Source organism: Algoriphagus locisalis (genome assembly GCF_900116615.1).
Classification (GTDB): Bacteria; Bacteroidota; Bacteroidia; order Cytophagales; family Cyclobacteriaceae; genus Algoriphagus; species Algoriphagus locisalis.
Genome location: NZ_FPBF01000005.1, coordinates 136,186 through 160,710, shown reverse-complemented (window position 1 = coordinate 160,710; position 24,525 = coordinate 136,186). Strand labels below are relative to the sequence as shown.

At 43.6% G+C, this 24,525-nt stretch carries 9 protein-coding genes; 7 read left to right on the top strand and 2 right to left on the bottom strand.

Annotated features, from left to right (window positions below; genetic code table 11):
- Positions 1 to 114: 114 nt before the first annotated feature.
- On the bottom strand, positions 115 to 1,239 hold the full coding sequence (locus BM386_RS14690; RefSeq protein ID WP_091695677.1) for a hypothetical protein: 1,125 nt from the start codon (positions 1,237 to 1,239) through the stop codon (positions 115 to 117).
- A 33-nt stretch (positions 1,240 to 1,272) separates the two neighbouring features.
- On the opposite strand from BM386_RS14690, the gene BM386_RS14685 reads away from it, so the two are divergent.
- The 4 genes from BM386_RS14685 to rho all read left to right on the top strand — a co-directional run bounded on the left by BM386_RS14685 (position 1,273) and on the right by rho (position 5,249).
- Entirely contained in the window at positions 1,273 to 1,599 is a 327-nt protein-coding gene (locus BM386_RS14685) for a 2Fe-2S iron-sulfur cluster-binding protein (protein ID WP_091695675.1), read from the top strand.
- 8 nt (positions 1,600 to 1,607) lie between these two features.
- Positions 1,608 to 2,192: a thymidine kinase gene (locus BM386_RS14680; RefSeq protein WP_091695673.1), complete on the top strand. Its 585-nt coding sequence runs from the start codon at positions 1,608 to 1,610 to the stop codon at positions 2,190 to 2,192.
- Between the two features lie 176 nt (positions 2,193 to 2,368).
- Entirely contained in the window at positions 2,369 to 3,058 is a 690-nt protein-coding gene (recO, locus tag BM386_RS14675) for a DNA repair protein RecO (protein WP_091695671.1), read from the top strand.
- Between the two features lie 400 nt (positions 3,059 to 3,458).
- Positions 3,459 to 5,249 carry a transcription termination factor Rho gene (gene rho, locus BM386_RS14670; RefSeq protein WP_091695670.1) on the top strand — a complete coding sequence of 597 codons (1,791 nt, stop codon included), beginning with the start codon at positions 3,459 to 3,461 and terminating at the stop codon, positions 5,247 to 5,249.
- Positions 5,250 to 6,167: 918 nt separating this feature from the next.
- On the opposite strand, the gene tnpA is transcribed toward rho, so the two are convergent.
- Positions 6,168 to 6,614 (bottom strand): IS200/IS605 family transposase, encoded by a 447-nt coding sequence (tnpA, locus tag BM386_RS14660; RefSeq protein WP_091695668.1) that lies wholly within the window; start codon positions 6,612 to 6,614, stop codon positions 6,168 to 6,170.
- 684 nt (positions 6,615 to 7,298) lie between these two features.
- On the opposite strand from tnpA, the gene BM386_RS14655 reads away from it, so the two are divergent.
- The 3 genes from BM386_RS14655 (at position 7,299) to BM386_RS14645 (ending at position 24,413) form a co-directional block, all read left to right on the top strand.
- On the top strand, positions 7,299 to 20,312 hold the full coding sequence (locus BM386_RS14655) for a PKD-like domain-containing protein (protein WP_091695667.1): 13,014 nt from the start codon (positions 7,299 to 7,301) through the stop codon (positions 20,310 to 20,312).
- Positions 20,313 to 20,934: 622 nt separating this feature from the next.
- A complete protein-coding gene (locus tag BM386_RS14650; RefSeq protein WP_091695666.1) occupies positions 20,935 to 22,491 on the top strand; it encodes a hypothetical protein in 1,557 nt (518 codons plus the stop codon).
- Between the two features lie 314 nt (positions 22,492 to 22,805).
- Positions 22,806 to 24,413, top strand: coding sequence for an LVIVD repeat-containing protein (locus tag BM386_RS14645; RefSeq protein ID WP_244545537.1), 1,608 nt, complete (start codon positions 22,806 to 22,808; stop codon positions 24,411 to 24,413).
- The last annotated feature ends 112 nt before the right edge of the window (positions 24,414 to 24,525 follow it).

The window sequence follows — 24,525 nt, the reverse complement described above, 5'->3', positions numbered from 1 at the left end:
ATCCAAGATAATCTGTGAATTAAGCAATTCCTATAAATTAAGGAGATTTGATTATATAAAACAAAAAAAAGAGCCGACAATCAGCTCTTTTTAGTCTTTCAAATCGAAATATTCTTAAACTTCAAATTTTCTGTAAACCAGCAAAAGAAACTCCTGTACCGGTTCAGTTTCAGGTTTCCAGCCTAACTCACCCACATAGCGCGAATTCACCAAACCAATCGCTTCATCAAAAGAATCACATTTATCAATGGATTTCAACGCATGTTTTAACAAATCAGCGTTCCCGTCAAAAAGCTCCTTGGTAAACATAAACCGCTGGTTGATGGCAAGACTTTCTGATAGCTCTCCCATGATTCCTTTCATTCCTTTATAGGAGAGCGTTTCAAATTTCGCTTTCAAATTGTAGGAGTCCAGGGTTCCCGCAGCTCCATTGGTGTAGCGAGTTTCCACAGACTTCACCGGCTCAGGTTCCCTTTCTTGTACTGGCTGGGGCTCTGGCTCAACCTGTTTTCTAACTGAAGCTTCATTTTCTACCTCGTCGAAAAATGAGCTTCTGGATTCCTGCTCCTTGCCCGCTTCAGAAGCAGCCGTAAACGAAGGGGTTGGTGTTGGAAATTCCTGAACGATATAAGTATCCAAATCAAATGGTGTGACATCTCCGAAAGTCGCCAGCAACAAATTCACAGATTCCAGGGATTCCTTTATCGCCTGATAGTTGGCTGCCACGGCTCGTAGATAAGCGCTTTCATCGTGTCCAAAGCCGGCTTTGTCTATCAAAAAGGCAACTACATCAGTATGCCATTTATAGTATTTCTTATTTTCCTTTAAGAACTCATTGATCTTCCCTGTGGGAGCCTTGGATATTTCATTTTGGTAAAAGGTCACTGGATCTGTTGCCAACTGAATAGCCTGCTTCACGGCCGTTTCCAGCAATGGCTGAAGTTGCTCCTTTTCTACCTTGATTCTTCGGGAGAGTACATTCATAAACTCCGTCAGCGCTTCATGGACTGTGATGTCACGGTAATCAAAATAAGGATTACTCTTTAGCTTTTCCAGCTCCTGCTGCCAAAGCTCAAATAATCTTTTTATGACAAAGAAATTCACCTGGGCACTGTTGGTGAGCTGCACGATATCCTGCCCTGTCATGTATTGTTTGGAAGAGAAAAACTGACCGCAAACAATCGCGGCATAGTCTTCGGCGTATTTTTCTAAATAATTGCTGTTAATTTGAATAGTCATTGAAGAGTGGTGTTTACAAAAGTCAACGAACAAATGCCTCAAATAGTCATAGAAAATCTATTTAATCTGAGGATTAATTCTACTAGCGTTCATCGTAAAGTTATCGAAATTATTCATGAAAATGGTATTGACTGGATGCATGCCTGTGGGAAAAAAGGTAGGTGTACCACTTGCAGAATCATTCTCAAATCCGGAGCAGAAAACCTCTCCCCTCCCACCAAACCCGAACTTGACTTCCTGCAGCAAGGAAGATTGAAAACAGGGGAAAGACTTTCCTGTCAGGCAGAGCTACTTTCAGGTAAGATTGTTGTTCGGGTGGGTGAATTCAATAAATTTCCACATATAAATTATAGCGAATAGCATCAGGCATGTTTATAGAACCTTCAATTGGTAGGCGGAAGTCATCAGGAAATAAAGGACAAATAGAAGTGATTTGTGGGTCCATGTTTTCTGGAAAAACAGAGGAATTAATTCGCCGACTGAATCGCGCCAGAATTGCGAAGCAAAAAGTGGAGATTTTCAAACCAGCTATAGATAAGCGCTACGATGAAAATGACGTCGTTTCCCATAATGAAAACCACATCAGATCGACTCCTGTCAACTTCGCAGATGATATTCTCCTTTTAAGTGGAGATTGTGATGTGGTAGGAATAGATGAGGTACAGTTTTTCGATGAACAGATAGTCATAGTGGCAAGAAAACTAGCTGGGCAAGGAAAGCGCGTGATTCTCGCCGGACTGGATATGGATTTTGAAGGAAATCCATTTGAACCTATGCCTAAGCTGATGGCAATCGCAGAGTATGTCACCAAAGTGAATGCGATCTGTATGAAATGTGGGGACTTGGCAGCATTTTCATTTCGCCTTTCTGATGCAAAAGAGAAAGTAGTGTTAGGAGAAAAAGAAAGCTATGAAGCAAGGTGCCGAAAGTGTTTTTATGAGGATAAAAAGTGATAGGATTTTAGATATCAGATTTGGGATGTCGGATTTGGGATTGTTAGTCAAAATGAAAAATTGACTAGTTAAAGAAGACTTTAAAGAATCTAAATGAAATATCTGCGTGAAATCTGCGAACTTTTCTGCGTTTATCTGCGGGAAACACAGCAGAACGCTACAGGAAACATTACAAAATGCTCAAAAAGACCCAAGGGATAGTACTAAGTGCCATTCGATACAAGGAAACAAGTATCATAGTGAAGATATTTACTCGGGAACTTGGACTTAAATCCTACCTGGTCAATGGGGTACGTACCCAGGGAAATAAATCTAAAATAGCTCTTTATCAGCCGCTAACTCTTTTGGACCTTGTCGTATATGATAAAGATAATGGAGGATTGCAAAGAATATCAGAAGCCCAACTCCATAGTGCGCACCAGCTAATTCCTTTTGATTTTACGCGAACAGGAATTGCACTTTTTATAACAGAAGTCATCAGTAAGTCCATCTATGAAAATTATCAGAACGAGTCACTCTTTGACTTTCTCAAAGAATGTGTGGAGCATCTAGACAGCAAGGAAGTTCATCTAGGGCAGTTTCCACTGGTATTTCTGATTGAAAAGGCAAGTTTTCTGGGTTTCGCACCAGAGGAGGCGCTAGGTTTTTTGGCTGAAAGCCGCTCCCAGCCTTTTTCAATTACAGAACTCAGTCTGGCTGAAAACTACCTGACCTCTCTAATGACTAACTCTTTTTCCAATCAGCAAAAAGTAGGAAAAGCACTGCGCCAAAAGCTTCTGGATCATCTTCTGGATTTTTACAGCCAGCACTTAGACAATCCCGGAAACTGGAAGTCGTTGGCGATTTTGAGACAGATCAATGAATGAGAATATCTCGCGGCGGCGCGGCGACGCAGCGAAAAAAATTTGAACATTTGAGGTTTTTCAAATACTCAAATGATTGTGGGAGCCTTAAAAAAATCTCCATTCTCCAATTCTCTCATTCTCCATTTCAAATTCTCTGTGCATCTCAGCGTAAACCTCTGTATATCTCTGTGGCTCAAAAAATTCTCCATTATAAATTCTCAATTCTATACTTCCATTTTCACAATTCCAAAACAATAATTTGTATTATCCAAAGTCATGGCTTAATATTGTGACTTCACCGTGAATGAGCAAGTCAGCCCACTTTGACTTGAGATTTCCTGCAGATCTTTTTTGCTCAGAAAATCATCCACGATCTCAAATACCGCATTTACTACATTTTATTTATTTTCATACCCTCTTTATGTACAACATAGAAGAACTCAGAGTCAGGTTACTGTCTGAACTGAAGGAAATCGCTGAGGAGCTAGGTGTCAAAAACCGCAAATCACTTAAGAAAGACGAACTCGTCTATGCCATCCTCGACCAGCAGGCCATCACCCCAGAGCAAGCCTTGCCAAAAAAGAAGCCTTTTGCCCCTACAGAGCAAACCGAAACTCCAGCAACTCCAGCAGAAACACCCAAACCTGCAGCTGCAGCCCCCAAAGCTTCGGAAGAATCAGAATACAAGCCGAAGTTCAAAAGACAAAACGTAACAGCTATTCCTAAGGCAGAAGAAACACCAGCCGAAGCATCCAATAAAGCTCCAGAGCCGAGAAACAAGGAAACTAAGCCTGATTGGAAAGCTAAAAAGGAAGGACAATCCGATCGTCCTGAAAGAAAACCACAGCCACAGGCTGATTCCAGCGCTGAAGAGCCAAAGACATTCAGGCCAAGAAGAAAAGCAGTGGAAGAAGTGGATACTACTTCTGAAACTAAAGAGGACAAGCCTACTCCTAAACCTGCACAGGCAAGACCTGAGCAGGAAGTAGAGCTTCCTAGAAGAAGAAATTTCAAATCTCCAGATGAAGTAATGGCACCCGCTGCTGAGACTACACCTCATTCTAACAGAAGACGTCCAGGAGTGAATCCAAGGGAATTCGATGGAGTGATAGAAAATGAAGGCGTATTGGAAATGATGCAAGAAGGCTACGGCTTCCTTCGCTCACTTGATTACAACTACCTCGCTTCTCCGGATGATATTTATGTATCTCCAAGTCAGGTAAAACTTTTCGGTCTAAAAACAGGTGATCATATCAAAGGATCTATCCGCCCGCCTAAGGAAGGTGAAAAGTATTTTGCCCTATTGAAGATCGCGACCGTAAATGGTAAGACTACAGACGAAATCAGGGATCGTGTTCCTTTTGAATACCTCACCCCTCTTTTCCCTGAAGAGAGATTAAACCTTTCGACCTCAGGAGACAAATTCTCTACCAGAGTAGTAGATCTATTTGCCCCTATCGGAAAAGGCCAAAGAGGCATGATCGTAGCCCAGCCAAAAACGGGTAAAACCGTATTGCTTCAGCAGATCGCCAATGCCATCACCAAAAATCACCCAGAAGTTCACTTGATGATCTTATTGATCGATGAGCGTCCTGAAGAAGTGACTGATATGGCTCGTTCTGTAAATGCAGAGGTAATATCCTCCACATTTGATGAAACTGCCGACAGACACGTGAAGGTGTCCAATATCGTTTTGGAAAAAGCCAAGCGTATGGTGGAAGTAGGTCATGATGTAGTGATCCTTTTGGATTCCATCACCAGACTTGCCAGAGCCCACAATACCGTGGTGCCTAGCTCAGGAAAGATACTTTCCGGTGGTGTGGATGCTAATGCACTTCACAAGCCAAAGCGTTTCTTTGGAGCAGCGCGTAACGTGGAAAATGGTGGTTCATTGACCATCATCGCTACAGCTCTGGTAGAAACAGGTTCCAAAATGGATGAGGTGATCTTTGAAGAATTCAAAGGAACCGGTAACATGGAACTTGCACTCGACCGTAAGCTTTCCAACAGAAGAATCTATCCTGCTATCGATGTACTTAATTCAGGTACTCGTCGTGAGGATCTACTGATGGACAAAGAAGAGATGCAGCGTGTTTGGATCCTTCGTAAACTGATGAGCGACATGAACTCTCAGGAATCTATGGAATTCCTTTTACAGAGAATGAAAGGAACTAGAGATAATGCAGAGTTTTTGATTTCTATGAACGGGTAATCTAACCCAACATACTTGTCACAAGATACCCTGGCCAGATAGGCTAGGGTATTTTTTTTGCAATCCATTGCCATTAAATCGGTCTTTCAGACCTCACGGGGAATTTCAAATCCTGTCTTTCTCGGGGCTGCACCCTGATCTTAGGGCTGCACCCTAAGCTGATATAAGTCAGGCTTTCAGCCTTATTAAAATTGAAGAAGTCAGAATGAAAATTTTTTGATATTATTTCAAATTGTCCTACAGTTAGAGAGTTAAGGCCCAAGGGGCCGACTTATACAAACCCAGACCGTCAGGACTGGGATTTGGCGAACACTGACCTGAACCAAGGCCTGAAAGGCCGACTACTATTAACCCAGTCCACCAGGACTGGGACTTGATAAAACCTAAGATGATCATAGGCCTGAAGGGCCGACTTATCCTCGTCAATCCCAAACATATTTTTCATCATATTCTATCCTATACTCCTCCAAAAACCTCCTAAACTCCTCCTGAAAAGTAACTTTCCTGTGATGTTCGTTTTGATTTAAGATATAAGCACCCTAAGCTGATATAAGTCAGGCTTTCAGCCTTGTTAAATTGGAAGTCTGAATGAAAATCTTTTGATCGAATTTCAAATTTTCGTTCTTAGAAAGTTGAGGACCAAGGGGCCGACTTATGCCAATCCAGACCATTTGGGCTAGGATTTGGAGTAATGCAGTAATGCAGTAATGCTGCAAGATGCTAGGCCTATATTATTCAGTTAATTGCAAAAGGCCCAAGGGGCCGACTTATGTCAACCCAGACCGTCAGGACTGGGATTTGGCAAACACTGAACTGATCCAAGGCCTGAAAGGCCGACTTCTATTAACCCAGTCCACCAGGACTGGGACTTGACAAAACCTAAGATGATCATAGGCCTGAAGGGCCGACTTATCCTCGTCAATCCCAAACATATTTTTCATCATATTCTATCCTATACTCCTCTAAAAATTTCCTAAACTCCTCCTGAAAAGTAACTTTTCGATGATGTTCGTGTTGATTCAAAATATACGCTCTCACTGTCTCCACTTTAGATTGGCTGACCGAAAAAGCACCATAGCCATTTTGCCAAGCAAAATGAGGAGAAACCTCAAGCTTGCCAATCTTTGATGAATTGGATTTCACCTTGTTCAAAAATTCTGCTATGGCGATCGTTCTTGGTAAGGTACACAACCAATGTAAATGGTCTGGGTTCAGATAAATAGATTCGGTGAAAGAGCCTAAATCACTCCCTACTTTAACCAAATAAGATTCCATAGCCTCTTTGAATTCCTCCTTTACATATGGAATCCGTCTTTTGGTAGAAAAAACAATATGGAGGTAAACTTTAGATAAGGATTGTGCCATAATTTCTAGGAATTAAATGAAAATCAGTAGGTTAAATACTGACTAATTTAACTAATAAAAATTTAATCAGATCCTCTGGGATTAAAAATTAAATACTAACTGAATACGGTCTTTCAGACCTCATGGGGTATTTCCTGTTTTTTCGGGGCTGGACCCCGAACTTAGGGCTGCACCCTGATCTTAGGGCTGCACCCTAAGCTGATATGAGTCAGGCTTTCAGCCTTGAATAAATAATGATACCCAAATAGATACTTCTCATTACACTCATAGATGGCTACCCAACTTTAGGACCAAGGGGCCGACTTATGCCAATCCAGACCATTTGGGCTAGGATTTGGAGTAATGCAGTAATGCAGCAAGATACTAGGCCTATATTATTCCGTTAATTGTAAAAGGCCTGAAAGGCCGACTTCTATTAACCCAGTCCGCCAGGACTGGGACTTGATAAAACCTGCGGTGACCGCAGGCCTGAAAGGCCGGCTTGGAAACTTCAACATAGACTAAAACTGAGCAGGAAGGTCCTGACTTTTTGAATTATAGCCATAAAAGCCTTATTATTATTTTTGTTTCTCACCCATTTGCAAAACATAATTTTAAAACACCCTTCATCTCCCAGAATAGCTTCAGGCTTACTGAAGTATAAAATGGTTTTTTTTGTATGTTTATAGCAGTTTTTATGGTTTTATGAGAAAAAACACGCCCAAAATAAACAATGACACCCCACTTGACTCTAGAAGCGGCATTCTGTTTTCAGTTCAGGCTTTAGAAGTGATGGAAGGACTATGTATTTTTTTTGGGATAATAAGTAGAAAAAACCAGTCACATCCCTCATTTGTTTTTAATTCTATCCTTACCAAGTTTATCCTGATTTTAGTTTTAGGAATTGGGGTTGTTAGTGAGGGGATGGGGCAGATAGCATTGAGGGGTTCAAGCACAAATTCTGTAAATAACAATTCCATCACTATCAACAGACCTACGGGCTTAGCAGTGGGAGATATAATGATTGCCAATATAGGGCAAGCAGGTGCATTTGGAGGTGCTGGCAGTCTACAAAATGCAACAGCTTCAGGGTGGACTATTCTTTCAGGATCAGAAATTGAAAATGATTATAGTGGAGGTTGGTCACCAACAACTGAAACATGGTGGCAAACCATCCTATACAAAATCGCAGATGCAGGGGACGTAATTTCTCCAAATTTCACTTTTTTCGGACATCCGGACACCGATCATATGATTGGAGGAATTGTAGCTTTTTCTGGAGTTGATACTTCTGACCCTTTTGATGCCGTAGGGTCACTTACAACTGGTTATGATGATGATTTAGAAGCTGATCAAATCTCCCCTTCTACTCCAGGAAATGCACTATTAATGTTAGGATTCGTAAACAACGATCGAAGCTATTCAGAGTGGATTACAAACACCCCTGGTCCGGGAAACTTGACGTTAACTGAAATTTATGATGATGATATAAATGAAAATTTAGATATGTCAATTGGTGCGGCATGGGCACCTAATCCTAACACTGGAAATACAGGTGATGGAGATGTAGAACTTTCTGGAAATTCTGACTCTTACTTTGGCGCAATACTTCTAGCCCTTAAACCCACTACATGTACTGTAAACGCAGGAACCAGCATGTCCCCTATTTGCCAAGGAGGAACTTCAGCCGCTCTAGGTGGCAGTGTCGGGGGCACAGCCTCCACTGGAATTTGGTCTTCAAATGCTGGCGGTACTTTCAGCCCATCGGCAACCAACTTAAATGCGACTTGGACTCCTCCGGCAGGATATACAGGTACAGCAACTTTAAGCTTGACCACCACCGGAGGAAGTTGTGTCAGAACCGATTCTAAGACAATCGTTGTCAATCCTAATCCTACACTTACTATCGGGCCTTCTCTTGCAGCTATTTGTCAGCGCGGAACCTCTGCACCATTAGGTGGAAGTGTTAGTGGAGGAGCGACGGGTGGGGTTTGGTCTGATGGAGGAATCGGAGGAACTTTCAGTCCCAGTTCAACTGCCCTGAATGCAACGTGGACCCCTCCAGCAAATTACAGTGGAACAGCCACGATAACCTTGACAACATCAGGTGGATCTTGTGGAACAACAAGCAGTTCAAAAACAATAACAGTCAACCCTGGTGCAACCGCAAATCCAGGAGGAGCCCTGGCAGCGATATGCCAAGGAGGGACATCTGCCCAAATGGGTGGAAGTATCGGTGGTGTGGCCACATCTGGAACATGGAGCGGAGGATCAGGTTCCTGGACTAATGCCAGCAATCCCGCAACTGCAACCTATACGGCTGGGCCCGCGGAATCAGGGTTGATTACGCTTACACTTACCACAAGTGGCGGAACTTGTGGTACCACATCTGTTTCAAAAACAATTCTTGTCAATGCACTTCCCCAAGCAAATGCAGGCCCTGCTCTGGCTGGAATTTGCCAAGGCCAAAGCACTCCGGCAATGGGTGGAAGTGTTAGCGGATCTGTTTCGGGAGGGATTTGGAGCGGAGGGGCTGGTATTTGGACCAATCCTACCAATCCTGCAACTGCTACATACACTCCCGGAGTATCAGAAACTGGAACTATCACCCTAACCTTAACGACAGTTGGGGGAGCCTGTGGAGTAGCCACTGCTACAAAAACCCTTACGATTACCACCAGCCCAACGGCTATTGCCGGAGGAGCCTTGGCGGAGATATGTGACGGAGAGACTTCAGCTCCTATGGGCGGAAGTATAGGTGGTGCTGCCACCAGTGGTACTTGGACAAATCTAAACGGTAACGGTACATGGACCAACGCCAATAGTCCTGCCAATGCAACCTACACTGCCGGATCAAACGACAGTGCTCTTGGTGTGATAACCTTGCAACTAACTGCAAGTGGTGGTTCTTGTAGCAATGTTTTGGTAACCAAAACCATCACAGTCAATCCGGGTAAAACCGTTACCCCTGTTACCACAGAAACTTTTTGCTTTTTCACAGGCGAGGTTGATCTTTCACATAGTACGACAGGAGTAACGGGCATAAATGGAGATGGAGTGGATGGTGCCAATGGACTTCCTGAGGGAGTCAGCGCAACATTTAATTCTTCAACCGGAGAAATCAGCATTACAGGTAATCCAATTGAGCTGGGAACCTTCACTTATAGCATAGAATTACTCGGTACTTGCGGGGTTGCGGCTGCGACAGGAACCATTATCGTAGAGGATTGTGGCTGTGTGGAGACTTTGGATTTCGACCCTTTATTAACCTATCCCCAAATTTGGACTGTTCCTGACGGAGTGACCGAAATAATTGTAGAAGCCTGGGGTGGCGGTGGAAGAGGAGGTAGAAGAACTGGCTCAACCAGCCGAGCCGGAGGTGGAGGGGGTGGTGGCTATTCTCGGTCCATCATCACCGTAAGCCCAGGCGAAGTTTTTAACCACAGTGTAGGTGTTGGAGGAAATAATTCCAACATAGATGGAGGAAACACCACTTTTGGCACAGGCTTGTTAGCCAGAGGTGGATCTGGTGTCGGGGATTCAGGAAATGGTGGTGCCGGAGGTGCTGTAGGTACCGGTAATGACGTTACTTTTCTAGGTGGAAATGGAGGGAATCAATCTAACTCCGGGGGTACACAAGGAAGTGGTGGTGGAGGTTCTTCTGGATATGCTATTTCAAGTGGTGCCAACGGTGGGGTAATTACTCCAGGCACAATACCAATAGCGAGCGATGGAGGAAATGGCGGAGCTGGAACCAATTCTTCAAATACTAGTGGACAACCTGGTCAAGCACCTGGAGGGGGCGGAGGTGGATCCAGGTTTAATGGCGGAAGTTCAGTATTAGGTGGGGCAGGCGGTGCGGGCCGAATCAGAATTTCCTATACCTTAACAGCCGGTATTGTAAACGGCCCTCAATCCATTTGTGAAGGTGGAACTACCACGTTTACTTCCAACATGGACGGAGGAGCCTGGTCCTCTTCAGATGAAAGCATTGCTACAGTCGATCCAGATACAGGAGTGATTACCGGAGTAAGTGCAGGCGCAGCAAATATTCGCTATACCATTACGGGCTGTACGGTAGCCACCTCTTCTAGAACGGTCTTTGTTAGCAAGCCTGTTAGTCCCGGAACCATCAGTGGAGATCAGGACATCTGTATAGGAGAGGATTCCCAGCTGTTTTCTACTACTTCTTTTGGTACTTGGTCATCGGACGATCCTGCTATTGCCACAGTTTCCAGCACAGGCTTGGTAACTGGAGTTTCTGCTGGTCCCCCCGTTGAAATCTTTTACACTCTTCCAGCAAGTGGAGGCTGTCCTGCTCCTCAAACTAGCATTTTTGTTACCGTAACCTCGCCACCAGATGCAGGGACCTTAAGTGGAGACCCGGAAGTCTGCGAAGGAGGAACCAGCACTTTCTCCTCCACAATGACAGGTGGTACTTGGTCATCCGGCAATCCAACTGTAGCTACGGTTGATCCTTCTACAGGTGTGGTGACTGGTGTATCAGCAGGATCAGCCATTTTAACATACACAGTTTCTGGCTCAGGAGGCTGTGAAGATGACTTTGAAACCCAATCCATCACGGTGACTCCACTAGCGGATGCAGGAACCTTAAGTGGCGCTGATGAACTCTGTGTTGGGCAGAGCTCTACCTTCACCTCCACAACACTTGGGGGAACTTGGTCTTCAAGTAATACTTCTGTGGCTTCCGTAAATAGTTCCACAGGTCAGGTAACAGCTTTAGCTAGTGGTACCACAACAATTTCCTATACGGTTACAGGCTCAGGAAGCTGTGCAGACGACACCGCTACCCGTAGCTTAACCATCAATGCCTTACCAACCCCAAGCTTTACTGCTCAACCAACAGGGGTAGTTTGTATAGGAGAAGAGGTAACTTATTCTACCCAGTCAGGGCAATTCAACTATGACTGGCAGATTTCAGGAACTTTAGGAACCGATTATACGATAAGTTCCGGTGGAACAAGTACAGCTAATTCGCTTACTTTAATTTGGTTAACCCAAGGTACAAAACAAGTATTCCTGAGCTATTCAAATTCCAGTGGATGTTCGGCTGCAGCATATATTAATAGTACTGTTACAGTCAGCCCTCTCCCATCACCAATTTTCCTCGTTGAGCCATCTGATGATTATTGTCTTGGCGAGATCGTTACCTATACCACTCAGTCGGGACGGGCAAATTACACTTGGAATATTTCTGGAGTTCAGGGAACAGATTATACTATAGCTACAGGTGGACTCAGTACTAATTCAATATCCATTGAGTGGTTGACCACAGGTTCCAAAACTGTCACTGTCAACTATGAAAATGCCAGTGGATGCGCAGGAGCGAGCCCTGCGTCAAACTCAATCAATCTTAACGAAAGACCCTCTCCTACTTTCACTTCTGCACCTTCAGGAGCAGTTTGTATAGGTCAAGAATATACCTACACTACACAATCTAGCGCAGGTATTTCAAATTATGACTGGACGGTTTCTGGTGATGAAGGAATCGATTTTACGGTTACTGCTGGTAGTGACAATACTGTTACCATTATTTGGTTAACTGAAGGACAAAAAACAGTTACAGTAAATTATGAAAACACAAGCGGTTGTGAAGGCATCTCTCCGGCAATTAGCACCATAGATCTTGATCCTCTACCTGTCCCAACTTTCACTGCTGAGCCTGCAAATCCGGTTTGTATAGGAGATGAGGTGACTTATACTACGGAAGCTGGACAATCAAATTATATCTGGACAGTTTCTGGGGTTGAAACCAGTGATTACACTATCACATCAGGAAGTGTGGGTACTAGCAGCAATACTGTTACCATTGAATGGTTAACCGATGGAGACAAAACCGTAACCGTAAGCTACACTAATCCAAACGGATGTGCTAGTGCATTATCAGCTTCGAATACCATCACACTTGACCCTCTTCCTGTGCCCACATTTACAGTCGAGCCATCCGACCCAGTATGTATTGGGGAGGCAGTAACCTATACCACCGAAGCAGGACAAACCAACTATTCTTGGACAATTTCCGGAGCAGCAGGTACTGATTACACGATTACAGCGGGAGGAATTAGCACAAGCAGTAATACAGTAACTGTTCAGTGGTTGACTAATGGTGTAAAAACCGTCACGGTGAATTACACCGATGCAAACGGATGTACAGGTATCGCCCCAGCCTCAAATACCATAACCCTAGATCCGCTTCCTGCGCCAAGTTTTACAGTAGAGCCATCTAATCCTGTTTGTCTCAACGATGCCGTAACCTATACTACCGAAGGCGGTCAAAATAATTATGTTTGGGACATTCCCGGCGCTTCAGGTTCGGATTATACTATTACCGGTGGTGGAGTTGGAAGTAATTCAGTTACCATTCAGTGGCTAAGTTCTGGTAGCAAAACAGTAACTGTCAATTATACTGATATAAATGGCTGCTCCATTCCAACTCCAGCTTCGAATACCATTGAAGTCAGTACTCCTGTTACTATTGACCCTGAGATTGATCCGGGTCAGCTTGGAGACACGGAATGTTTTGGTGATGGATTTGACCCGATCACCATTACCGCCACAGGATCTGGATTGTCCTTCCAATGGTATCGTAAGCCTGATAATTCAGACATCAGTACAGATCCAGGTACAGCTGTATCAGGTGCTATTTCAGCAACATTTACTCCACCATCCACTCCCGAGGGTATTTCTTATTATTATGTAGTTGTCTCAGGCACATGTAGTGGACCGATCGCCTCTGACCTAACAGGTGCTTATATAGTTTCTGAATCTGGGACTGCCATAAACATTGATTTAGATCCTGCCGCGCAGAACGAGGAGTTTTGTCTGGGCGATGGCCCATTCTCTGAGCTTGAAATAGCTGCGACCGGCGATGGTGGTATAGCTGCTACCTATCAGTGGTATCAAAATACTACTCCTGATAATTCAACTGGAGTTTTACTTACTGGAGCAACCGACCCAACATTCACTCCTCCTTCCGACGCAAGTGTGGCGGATGGTTTACCAAGGTATTACTATGCTACTGCAACGAGTCCAAGCTGTGGAACCGTGACTTCTTCGATTTCAGGAGCATTTATAGTCAATCCATTAACATCTATTGACTCTGAGGATCTCAGTGGTGATACCATTTGTGAGGGAGAAGGCCCATTTAGTCCAATATCAGTTAGCGCTTCAGGAACTGGAACTTTGTCATACCAATGGTATAGCAATACGACTGGAGTAATTAATGCTGGAGTTGATACTCAAGTCGGAACCGATTCTAACACATTCACTCCTCCTTCAACTATTGCTGATGGCGTTCCTGTATTCTATTACGTGGTCGTTTCAAGTTCAGGAGCATGCGGACCAAATCAAACTTCCAGTATATCAGGAGCATTTGTGGTCAATGAATTGCCTGTACCAACTTTGACCCCTACTCCATCGGCTGAAGTTTGTGTTGGCACCTCCATCACCTATACCACCGAGTCGGGTCAATCCAATTATGTCTGGACCGTACAAGGAACTGAGGGATCTGATTACACCATTACAGGGGGAGGTAGTACCAATGACGATTCTTTGACACTTACCTGGTTGACCGATGGGACAAAAGAGGTAACTATCAATTATAACAATTCAAACAATTGCGCTGCTGCCACTGCAACGAGTATTTCAACCCTTGTCAATGCGCTAACTGTACCAACCTTCACCACAGCTCCTGCGGCTGAGGTCTGCGTAGGAGCTTCAGTGACCTACACTACCGAATCGGGTCAATCCAATTATAGCTGGACTGTACTTGGTACGGCAGGAATTGACTTTAACATTACGGGTGGTGGAATTGGAGCAACAGATAACACAGTTACGCTTACTTGGCTAACAGATGGCACAAAAGACGTTTCGGTCAGTTATACCAATGGAAACAACTGTACCTCTGCCACCCCTACTATCAACTCCACAGTGGTAAATGCGCTTCCTGAGCCAACATTTACATCCTCCCCTCCTGCTGAGGTTTGCGTAGGCACTCCGGTAACTTATACTACCCAGTCAGGTCAATCCAATTACATCTGGACTGTACAGGGTACTGCTGGAACTGATTATAACATTACTGCTGGAGGAATTGGAACTTCAAGTAGTTCAGTAACCCTAAGATGGCTAACTGCCGGCACCAAAAATGTGTCTGTTAATTATACTAATTCAGATAATTGTACCCCAGCTGCAGCAGTGGTGAATTCTACGATAGTTAACGCCCTTCCAACACCAACGTTCACCGCAGCCCCTCCTACTGAGGTCTGCGTGGGTGAATCAGTGACATATTCCACCGAAACAGGCCAAACGAATTACATCTGGACTGTACCGGGAACTTTAGGTACTGATTATACCATTACAGCAGGTGGAATAGGTACGTCTGATGATAATGTTACTCTGACTTGGTTGACAGCCGGTACAAAGAATGTTTCTATCAATTATTCCAATGCAAATACTTGTACAGCAGTAGCTGCGGTTGTGAATTCTACGATTGTCAATGCGCTTCCAGTACCTACATTTACGACACAACCTTCTACAGATGTCTGTGTAGGCAGTTCGGTAACTTATACAACCCAACCTAATCAAGACAATTATGTATGGAGTTTGCCTGGTACTGCAGGATCAGACTATACGATCACAACTGGTGGTATAGGTCCTTTTGATAATTCTGTAACCTTGACTTGGCTGTCTAGTGGGACCAAAAATGTTACTGTTAATTATAGCAATTCGAATAATTGTACCGCTGCTACAGCTGTTTCAAATACTATTGATGTTGATCCACTCCCAACTCCAACATTTACAGTAGCTCCTTCTGCCGATCTCTGCATTGGAGCCCCAGTCACTTATGCCACAGAAAGTGGGCAATCCAATTACATTTGGACTGTATCCGGAACTGCTGGAACTGACTATACTATCACTTCAGGAGGCTTAGGATCCACCAACCATACCGTTACACTAACTTGGTTAACTAGCGGTACAAAGAATGTTACTGTCAATTACAGCAATGCAGGCGGATGTACTGCGGTATCAGCAATTAGTAATTCTACAGATGTCAATGTTACCCCTGTGATTACAGACATTAGCGGAACGGTAATCTGTAGTGGAGACACTTTTGAAGTTATCCCTTTGAATGGAACAGATGGTTCGGTCCCTGCTGGAACTACTTATACATGGATCGTTTCTTCAAATGGAAATGTAAACGGAGAGTCCGATCAGGCTAACCCTCAAACTAATATTTCACAGACCCTGACCAATACTTCCCTTGTAGATCAGACGGTAACTTACACTGTTACCCCTACCACACCGGATGGATGTGTTGGAAATACCTTCGAAGTGGATGTATTGGTGAGACCAGTGGCAACAGTAGATCCTATTTCGGATCAGGATATCGGTTGTTCAGGTCAATCCACCACTGCTGTGAATTTTAGCGGCAATGCAGTCTCAGGAGTAGTTTACAATTGGACAAATACTCATCCGGAAATTGGGTTGGCAGCTTCAGGCAACGGAAATATTCCTGCCTTTGTAACGGAGAATCCAAGCTCAGGACCTATCACTGCAACCATTACCGTGACCCCTACAGTCAATGGTTGCCCTGGCCCTTCAGAATCCTTCACCATCACAGTCGATCCTACTCCGGTAATTACATTACAGACGGATTACTGTGCCGTGGACGGAGCCGTACTTTTGGTAGCCAGTTCAAATGTAACAAATACTGATTTCGAGTGGAGTACAGGTGAAACAACTCCATCTATTACTGTTAATATTGCAGGTTCCTACTCAGTAACCGCTACATCTCCTGATGGATGTGTTAGTACATCTTCAATAAGCATAGCAGAAGAGTTGATCGAAGATGGCTCCTTCACAAAATTTGATCCTGATAATCCAAGCTTCTTTACAGAATATGAAACAAATCAAGTATCTCAATATCTTCGAAGATTTGGAAATGGCAATGTAAATGGTGACACTGGATTATGGCCTGAGGGTCTTTACGCAATAGACGAAAGTGCCTGGAGTCCAAGCGATAATGTGGGTTACCACACAAATTTCCATGGTAGAGATCATACAAATAATGCTACCGGACCAAGAAATTTTATGATGGTTAATGGAGGTAAACTTATTGGCAGTCCACTAAGACAACCAGTAATTTGGAGACAAGAAGTCACCGTTGAACCATTTACGGAATATTATTTTTCGGCATGGGCAATGAATTTGAATGAAGCATCACCAGCAAGGCTACAATTTAAAATAAATGGACAACTAGTGGGAACTGTGTTGGATTTAGATAATGCCCCTAAGCCAACAAGTGAAGCACAGGTAAGTTTAGATAATTGGAGGGAATTTAGATCCAATCCAAGCTGGAGTTCGGGAACCAGTACAACTGCAATTATTGAAATTGTAAACTTAAACACTGCCCTTGGTGGCAATGATTTCGCATTGGATGATATCTCCTTCGGCACGCTTTCTCCATTTATTAGATTAACTTCGGACGCAGGAACTGACGATAGCCAAGTTGTTTGCGAAGATTCTCCGATAATTGACATTGAGTATGCTGTTGGCGGTGGATTAGCTGGTCCTTTGGTAACTGGTTTGCCAGTAGGTGTAACAGCTACTTGGAATGGGGTGAATTTGCGAATCAGCGGGTTTCCTGCTGAGGCTGGTGAATACACTTACGAAGTCTTTACCACAGGCTCTTGTCAGCAAGTACGGGTAGAAGGTTTAATAACGGTAAAAGATGTCCCTGAAGCAGGAACTATCACTAGCGATCAAACGATTTGCGAAGGCGATACACCTGAGCCAATAACTGGTAGTGTATATAGTCCACAGGATGCCGGAGCTGTGATCACCTATAGATGGGAAATGAATACCGATCTTTCTACCCCTAATTGGGTAGATGTTCCCGGTGATCCAACAGGAGCTGATTACAGCCCGCCTCTGTTAACGGAGACTACCCAATACAGAAGATATACGACTTCTACCGTCAATGGCCTATCCTGTGAGGGGCAAGCAAGTGATCCTGTGACGATTACTTTACAAAGCGAACCAGTCGCAGGAACCATAGGAGCAGATCAAACCATTTGTTCAGGAGATGATCCTGCTGAATTTACCAGTACAGATGCCGGATCAGGAGATGGAGCTATTAGCTATATCTGGCAGTTTAGAAATTCTACTAACACAACTTGGACAGCAATTTCAGGTGCTATTAATGCCACTTATGATTCACCTGCATTATATGAGGACACAGAATTCCGCAGAATTACAGTTTCTACATTAAATGGTGTGGATTGCTTCTCTGATCCTACCCCATCGGTAGAAGTTACTATGAGGCCTGAAACCAGCGTTGATCCCGCATACCAAGAACTAACCTTATGCCTTGGTGTTCCTCAGGTAAATATTATTCATAACACAGCTAATGCTGATAATATAAGTAACGAGGGAGTCGCAGGGGCGAATGGCTTACCGCTAGGAGTAAGTGCAGAATTTAACGACGCAACAGGTGAGATTGCAGTTTCTGGAACTCCGACAGAAGTAGGAGTATTTAACTACAGCATTACTGTATTTGGAGAATGTAATGATGAAATTGCCACAGGCACCATCACGGTAGATGATCCATCCTACCCTATTTCGGATATTCAAGTGGTCAATCCGACTTCACTTCCTGGCAGTTCCACATTTACTGTATTTGGTCCTGAACTTGCTCCGGGAGATTATAAAATAAACTACAGCACAAGCGGCGCCAATGCAATTGCAGATCAGACGATTACAGTGACCGTCAACACTGCTGGTCAGTTTAGCTTCGACTCTGAAGAATATTATAACGAAGGGACAACCATCCTTACGATAAATTCCATCGAAGGAATCGCTGATACCTGTCCTTACTCAGTTCCAGCAAATAATACTGTTCCATTCGGTATCAATTGTAGCACGGAATATTTGGAAGCAGATGGAGATGCTATTTATTCCGTAGGCGCAGGGGTAAGTGAAGTGACTATTCAGGCATTTGGTGATGGAGGCCCTAACATAGCAACTATTCCTGTTAGTGCTGGGCAACAGATCTTCTTAGTGTTTGATGGATCTGATATTTTTGCAACGCAAGTACCAGAAACAGAACCCAAAGCAGATCAACTCGCACAGGCTATTGTTAGCACCACAGGACCGAATGGAAAATTTGTGGTAACCTATGATTGTACTACACCTCCTCCATGTAGTGGGACTGGAGATATTTACCAATATACTGACTCGGAAGGCTATACCGTGATCCGTGTCACAGGGGATTGTTCCTCATGGACTTGGACAGCACCGGATGGATTAGATGAATTTGAAGTACTGGTAGTTGGCGGCGGCGGTGGCGGTGGCTATGGCGAAGCAGCTGGCGGCGGCGGTGGCGGTGAAGTGATTTACCAAGAGTTCACCGGGGTTAGCATGAATGGATTACCAGGCTTACAAGGAGCAGTGTTCAATATCACTCCTGGAGGAATAGGTGTAGGCGCTAGTGGTGTGAATATGCAAGGAGGAGACGGGGCAGGCTCAACTTTCACCGGTCCAGGTTTTACTTATGGTGGCAGCAACACCTTCTCTGGCTTGACTGCCGCAGGTGGTGGAGGTGGCGGGTCTTCCAGTTCAGACAATACTATACGCCCAGGTAGAGATGGTGCATCTGGAGGCGGAGGAGCTGCGGCTGGATCAGATGATTCGACCGGAGGATATGCCTCTGCAGGTGCTGGCTATGATGGTGGCAATGGCTATGGCCAAAGCTATGGTAGCTCTGGTGCAGGTGGCGGTGGAGTTACTTCAGGAGGTGGAAACGGCAGTGGAGACGCAACCCAATTAAGAGCTGGTACTGGAGGAAACGGAGACATGCAAGTCATCTCAGGTGAAGAAATTTACTATGGAGCAGGCGGAGGCGGCACCTCTTCAGGTGCAACTGTAAATGAGCCGGGAATGGGAGGAAGTCAATATACCTCAGGAGGAACCACGTTCTATGCTGGAGGCCGGGGAAATAATACAGGACTAGGCTTACCTGCTACCACTTATGGATCAGGTGGAGGTGCAGGAAGAACTGGCGGTAGCAATGGCTTCCAGGGTGTGGTTTATATCCGCTACCCGAACTTCAGAATCCTTCCGGTAGAATACCTCTACTTCAATGCTACCTATGAAGCTGACCAACGAACAGGCAACCTGACTTGGGCTACAGCCAAAGAGTGGGAAAATGACCGCTTTGAAATACAAAGAGCTGTAAATGATGTTAAAGAATGGGAAACTATAGGTGAAGTAGCTGGTGCTGGGTATTCTGAATCAAAAGTGGCGTATGATTATACTGACAATGATCTCCCTGCGTCTGGTGGAAACATCTTCTACAGGCTGAAGCAATTTGACTTTGATGGAGATTCTACATTCAGTGTCACCAGATCTATTCAGGTAGAACCAATCCCTGGCTATTCCTATTGGAAGGTTTATCCTAATCCAACCACAGGAGATCCATTAAATTTGGAATTAATAGCTATAGGCGATTACAATGACGAACCCGTTACTGTAAGAATTATAGCAGCTACAGGTCAATTCGGAGTGATAGAAACAACGGTCCTTGGCACGCTGAGCGAGCAGTTATCTAACTGGCTATGGGGTAAAGCTGCGGGAGTCTATACCCTAGAAATATCATGGGGAGATAAACGGGAATATCACAAGGTAATACTCAGGAGGTAACAGTCTTAAAAACGAAAATTTAAAATATGGATATACGGAATGATGCCAGTAACCAATATTTCTCTGCTCAACCGGCCTGAAGACCCCTGCCCGACAGCAGGCGGGGATGACCGAAGACTCCCACATTGGCGGGACAGGCTGAAGTGGCCTCAATTCTTAAGTTTAACATATCCTATGCTGTTTTTGCCTTCTTACTGGTAGAAAAGCGGATATACATAATTTAAAACCTGGAAGAATTAGCCCTTCCAGGTTTTTTAGTTCCTTTTTAGATTTCGAAAAATGAAAATCATGCATTTTCCCCCTACTCCATTTAATAACCTCAAATCCGGTGGCAGAGCTAAGTCTAGGCCATTGTGATCTACTGGCAAAAAAGCGTAAAATCAGAGAAAAAATTAACTCATTGTTGCATCCCCAATGAGGAAAACAATCAAACCCTTCATAAAACACTCACAATAAGTGTTTTAAAATTTTTTTCTCAATAAATAAGTCCAAATGGAAACAATTTATCGTATTTGATTGTCTTATATTTGCATTTGAAAATAATCACCCCAAATTAACCCTTTTTGCTTATCCCCTTTAAGAGCAAAAATTATTTTACTCGAAACTTAGGTTTACTCCCACAATGAAAAGCAGATTTCTGTTCGTTTTTCTAATTTTCTGCTACGCCCAGATTTTCTGGAGTGGAGAGGTGTGGGGGCAGACTTATACAACTACAGGCAATAGTACAAACTGGAATAGCACATCAGCGTGGTTCAAGACAAATCCAGATGGGTGTGGAACTCAAAATAATTCAGGTATTCCTCCACTTGGGCCTGTATGGAGCCCAAACTGCCAAATTAAAATTGTTATAAATCACCCAATCACAAACAGTAGTGGAAATGTGAATATAGGAGGTGGGTTATTTCATTCAGTAACCGTGAATTCAGGGGGTGCATTAACTTTTTCGGGAAATCTCAGTATAAATAATAGTGGTGGAAATAACCTTATTGTTAATGTAAATACTGGTGGACAATTTATAGTTAACAATCAATTTAACTTAACTGGAATCGCAGCAATTTCAATTAGAGGGCTTTTATCTGCAAACTCTATAAGCTCTAGTAATATAGGATCAACATCCTTAAACATCTATGGAAATGGAGAACTCAAAACTACAGGTAAACTCACAGTAAACAATTACGCTATTAATTCTTTCGACAATGGAAAAATCTCTATTGGAGGAGACCTAGATATTACAAGCTCTGGACCCGGCTCAGTTAATATCAGAGGAAATTCAAATGTCACTGTGACTGGTCAAACTACAATAAGTAGTCCAATGAGAATTTACGATCAATCATTAGTTACTTTTCAATCAAATGTCAACCTTCCTAATACAGGCGAGGCAAAACTAGAAACTCATAATGAGGCAGATGTTTTAATACAGGGGAATTTATCAATAGGTAATTCGGGCTGGATTAGAACCTATAATTCTAGCTCTTTAGTAATTTGTGATGCGAGGTTACCTGCAGGTACTGTTACTGGAGCTTACCCACTAGTCCCCGGACCAAATTCAAATGTTTCCAGTAGTGGTACATCATACTACGGCGGATGCCGCATCCTCCCAGTAGAATTCCTCTCCTTCAACGTAACCTACCAACCCCAACACCGCTCTGCCCTAATCGACTGGTCCACAGCCAAAGAATGGGAAAACTCCCACTTCGAGATCGAGCGAGCTGTGAACTCAGTCAAAGAATGGGAAACTATAGGGAGAGTGGAAGGCAATGGCTATTCGGATGGACCTGTGGAATACAGCTTTACAGACACTGATCTGCCAAAAACCGGAGGTAATATTTTCTATAGACTAAAACAATTGGACTTCTCTGGAAAATACAGCTACAGCAGGACAAGAGCTATCCAAGTGGATGCCATAGACAGCAAGTCAGTCTGGGTAGCCTACCCCAACCCAAGCACCATAGGTTCAGAAATATCCGTGGAACTACTGCAACTTAACCAATATCAGGACGAGCTGATTTCTTTGCGTTTGGTAAATATGCTGGGCGAGGGCGAATCAACTATGCTCACTTCTCCAGAAGATATTTCCCTAGTAGTTTCCGAATGGCTTCTCAGCAAAAAAGCCGGATTATATATACTCGACATCCGCTGGGGCGCAAATGCCCAACAACTCAAATTGCTGAGAAACTAAGTCATTCCAATGCTTAGCAAGCTGGCTATTTATTCCTGATTTCATTTCCTCCTCAAAAAACAAGCAAATTATTGATGCTTAATCAATTGGAAATTCAATACTATTTCTACATTTGCGCGATTATTTTGAATTATCTATGATTCCAATGGGAAAGTATTGATATAAATCAAAATTTTATACCAATTTTGCCAGCTATGAATCATTAATTCGGAAGTATCGCTTGAATTAGTACGCTCATCGGAATTAAATTCCAAAATTAAGTATTTCAAATTCATTTATCCCTCTATATAAAAAGCGGGCTTGTAAACTAAATTATGAAAAAACATTTGCTCTTTGGCTTAGCACTTGCGCTAGGTCTTTATTCCTGTAATGACACCACGGATCCTCTCAACGATGGTCCAATTACAATCAACTCCGACAGTGAAGCGCTCACTGCCCGTGTGAAACTGGATAATGCCGGGGTAATCGGGCTCATTGACCCATCTGCTCCTGAAGGAAGAATACAGGAAGAATCTTCAGATCTTCCATTGATTTTAGTTTCCCAAGTGGATGCTCCTGAAGTAGAGGGGCAGACACTACGTGCTACACATGTGGATATAGATGGCGATTATGCTTACGTCTCTTACAACATGGAAGGTGACACTTACCTAGGGGCTGTAGATATTTTTGATATCAGCAACCCTTATAGTCCTACGATCACCGAGCAGGCAACTTTCAGTGACACTGACATTAGCGCTTTGGAATACAAAAACGGAAAGCTTTACCTAGCTGCGGCCGTGAATATTGACGAAAATTCTGATGTGACTTCCCCTGCCAATCTGATCACTGTATCTGTGTCCGGCGGGAGATTTACCTCAGACTTTGTGTACACTTCTCTTCCTGGTTTTGTAGCTACAGATGTTGCAAACACAAATTCCAACACAGCTGTCACCAGTGGAAATGACGGAGTAATCGGTCTTTTTGATGCTACTCAGACTGCTGGAAATTCTTCTGAAATGGAAGATCTACGAGCAGTAGCATTCGGAAGTGATAAACTAGCGGTACTTAGCGGTTCATCTGGAGTTCATATTTTAGACCCTAACAGCCTTTCTGAGGTGATCAGTATCCCGCTAACCCTAGATGTAGCTGGCGCAAAAAGAACCTTGGATATAGAAAACGGAAATCTATTTGTATCCGAAGGAGCTAATGGAGCAGGCATTTATAAAATGGTTGATGGTAGCCTGGTACAAAAACTTGCTATTCCTATCCGCCCTACGGATGTAGCTGAAGGTGATATTGTCACCAATGCTGTTTCAGTGGATAATAATCTGCTATTTATGGCAAATGGCGCAGCAGGTATTTCTATTTCAGACGTATCTGATCTCGGAGCAATTAAAGAATATGGCGTATTGGATCTGGATGGTTCTTCCAACTTCGTGAGAAATGAAGAGGAGTTTGTTTTCGTGGCAACTGGTTTTGGAGGTCTGCAGATTTTGAAAATCAACAAACAGGAAGACACTACAGCTGCCGCATGTGAAGGGCTACCAGCCTACAGCGGATCCAACAATCTAAATGTCAATGGAGGCGAAACTAAAGCATTCTCCGGAGCTGCTTCGTTCAATACCATCAACAATAACAGCAATTTCAAATTCTGTGGTTCTCTTGCAGTGAAAAACCAATTCAATTTAAATGGTGGTTCTTTAACTGAGATCTATGGCTCTTTTGCTTTTGGACAATACAATGGAAATACCCAGATGAATGTCAATTCCAAATTGATACTTTCCGGTTCTATTGTCATTTATGGAGACTTAAACCTAAACGGCGGATCAAGCATTGAATTTGTTGGCTCGGGTAACTCCATCACAATTTATGGTCGAGTAAACAAAAGTGCCGGGGTTACTATCACAGGTGACTACGATGACACCGAAGGAAAATTGAACTAAACCTCCAATTTTTAAAATCTAAAAAGCCGATTCAATTACTGGATCGGCTTTTTTCATTTTACCAGTAGAATCTGTTTCTGGAATGCCACAATGAAACTACTAGCTCTTTTCG

Excerpts from the sequence above, each read along its gene's own strand:
- BM386_RS14690 (WP_091695677.1), bottom strand. The coding sequence starts at position 1,239 with ATGACTATTCAAATTAACAGCAATTATTTAGAAAAATACGCCGAAGAC.
- BM386_RS14685 (WP_091695675.1), top strand. The coding sequence starts at position 1,273 with ATGCCTCAAATAGTCATAGAAAATCTATTTAATCTGAGGATTAATTCT.
- BM386_RS14680 (WP_091695673.1), top strand. The coding sequence starts at position 1,608 with ATGTTTATAGAACCTTCAATTGGTAGGCGGAAGTCATCAGGAAATAAA.
- recO (WP_091695671.1), top strand. The coding sequence starts at position 2,369 with ATGCTCAAAAAGACCCAAGGGATAGTACTAAGTGCCATTCGATACAAG.
- rho (WP_091695670.1), top strand. The coding sequence starts at position 3,459 with ATGTACAACATAGAAGAACTCAGAGTCAGGTTACTGTCTGAACTGAAG.
- tnpA (WP_091695668.1), bottom strand. The coding sequence starts at position 6,614 with ATGGCACAATCCTTATCTAAAGTTTACCTCCATATTGTTTTTTCTACC.
- BM386_RS14655 (WP_091695667.1), top strand. The coding sequence starts at position 7,299 with ATGAGAAAAAACACGCCCAAAATAAACAATGACACCCCACTTGACTCT.
- BM386_RS14650 (WP_091695666.1), top strand. The coding sequence starts at position 20,935 with ATGAAAAGCAGATTTCTGTTCGTTTTTCTAATTTTCTGCTACGCCCAG.
- BM386_RS14645 (WP_244545537.1), top strand. The coding sequence starts at position 22,806 with ATGAAAAAACATTTGCTCTTTGGCTTAGCACTTGCGCTAGGTCTTTAT.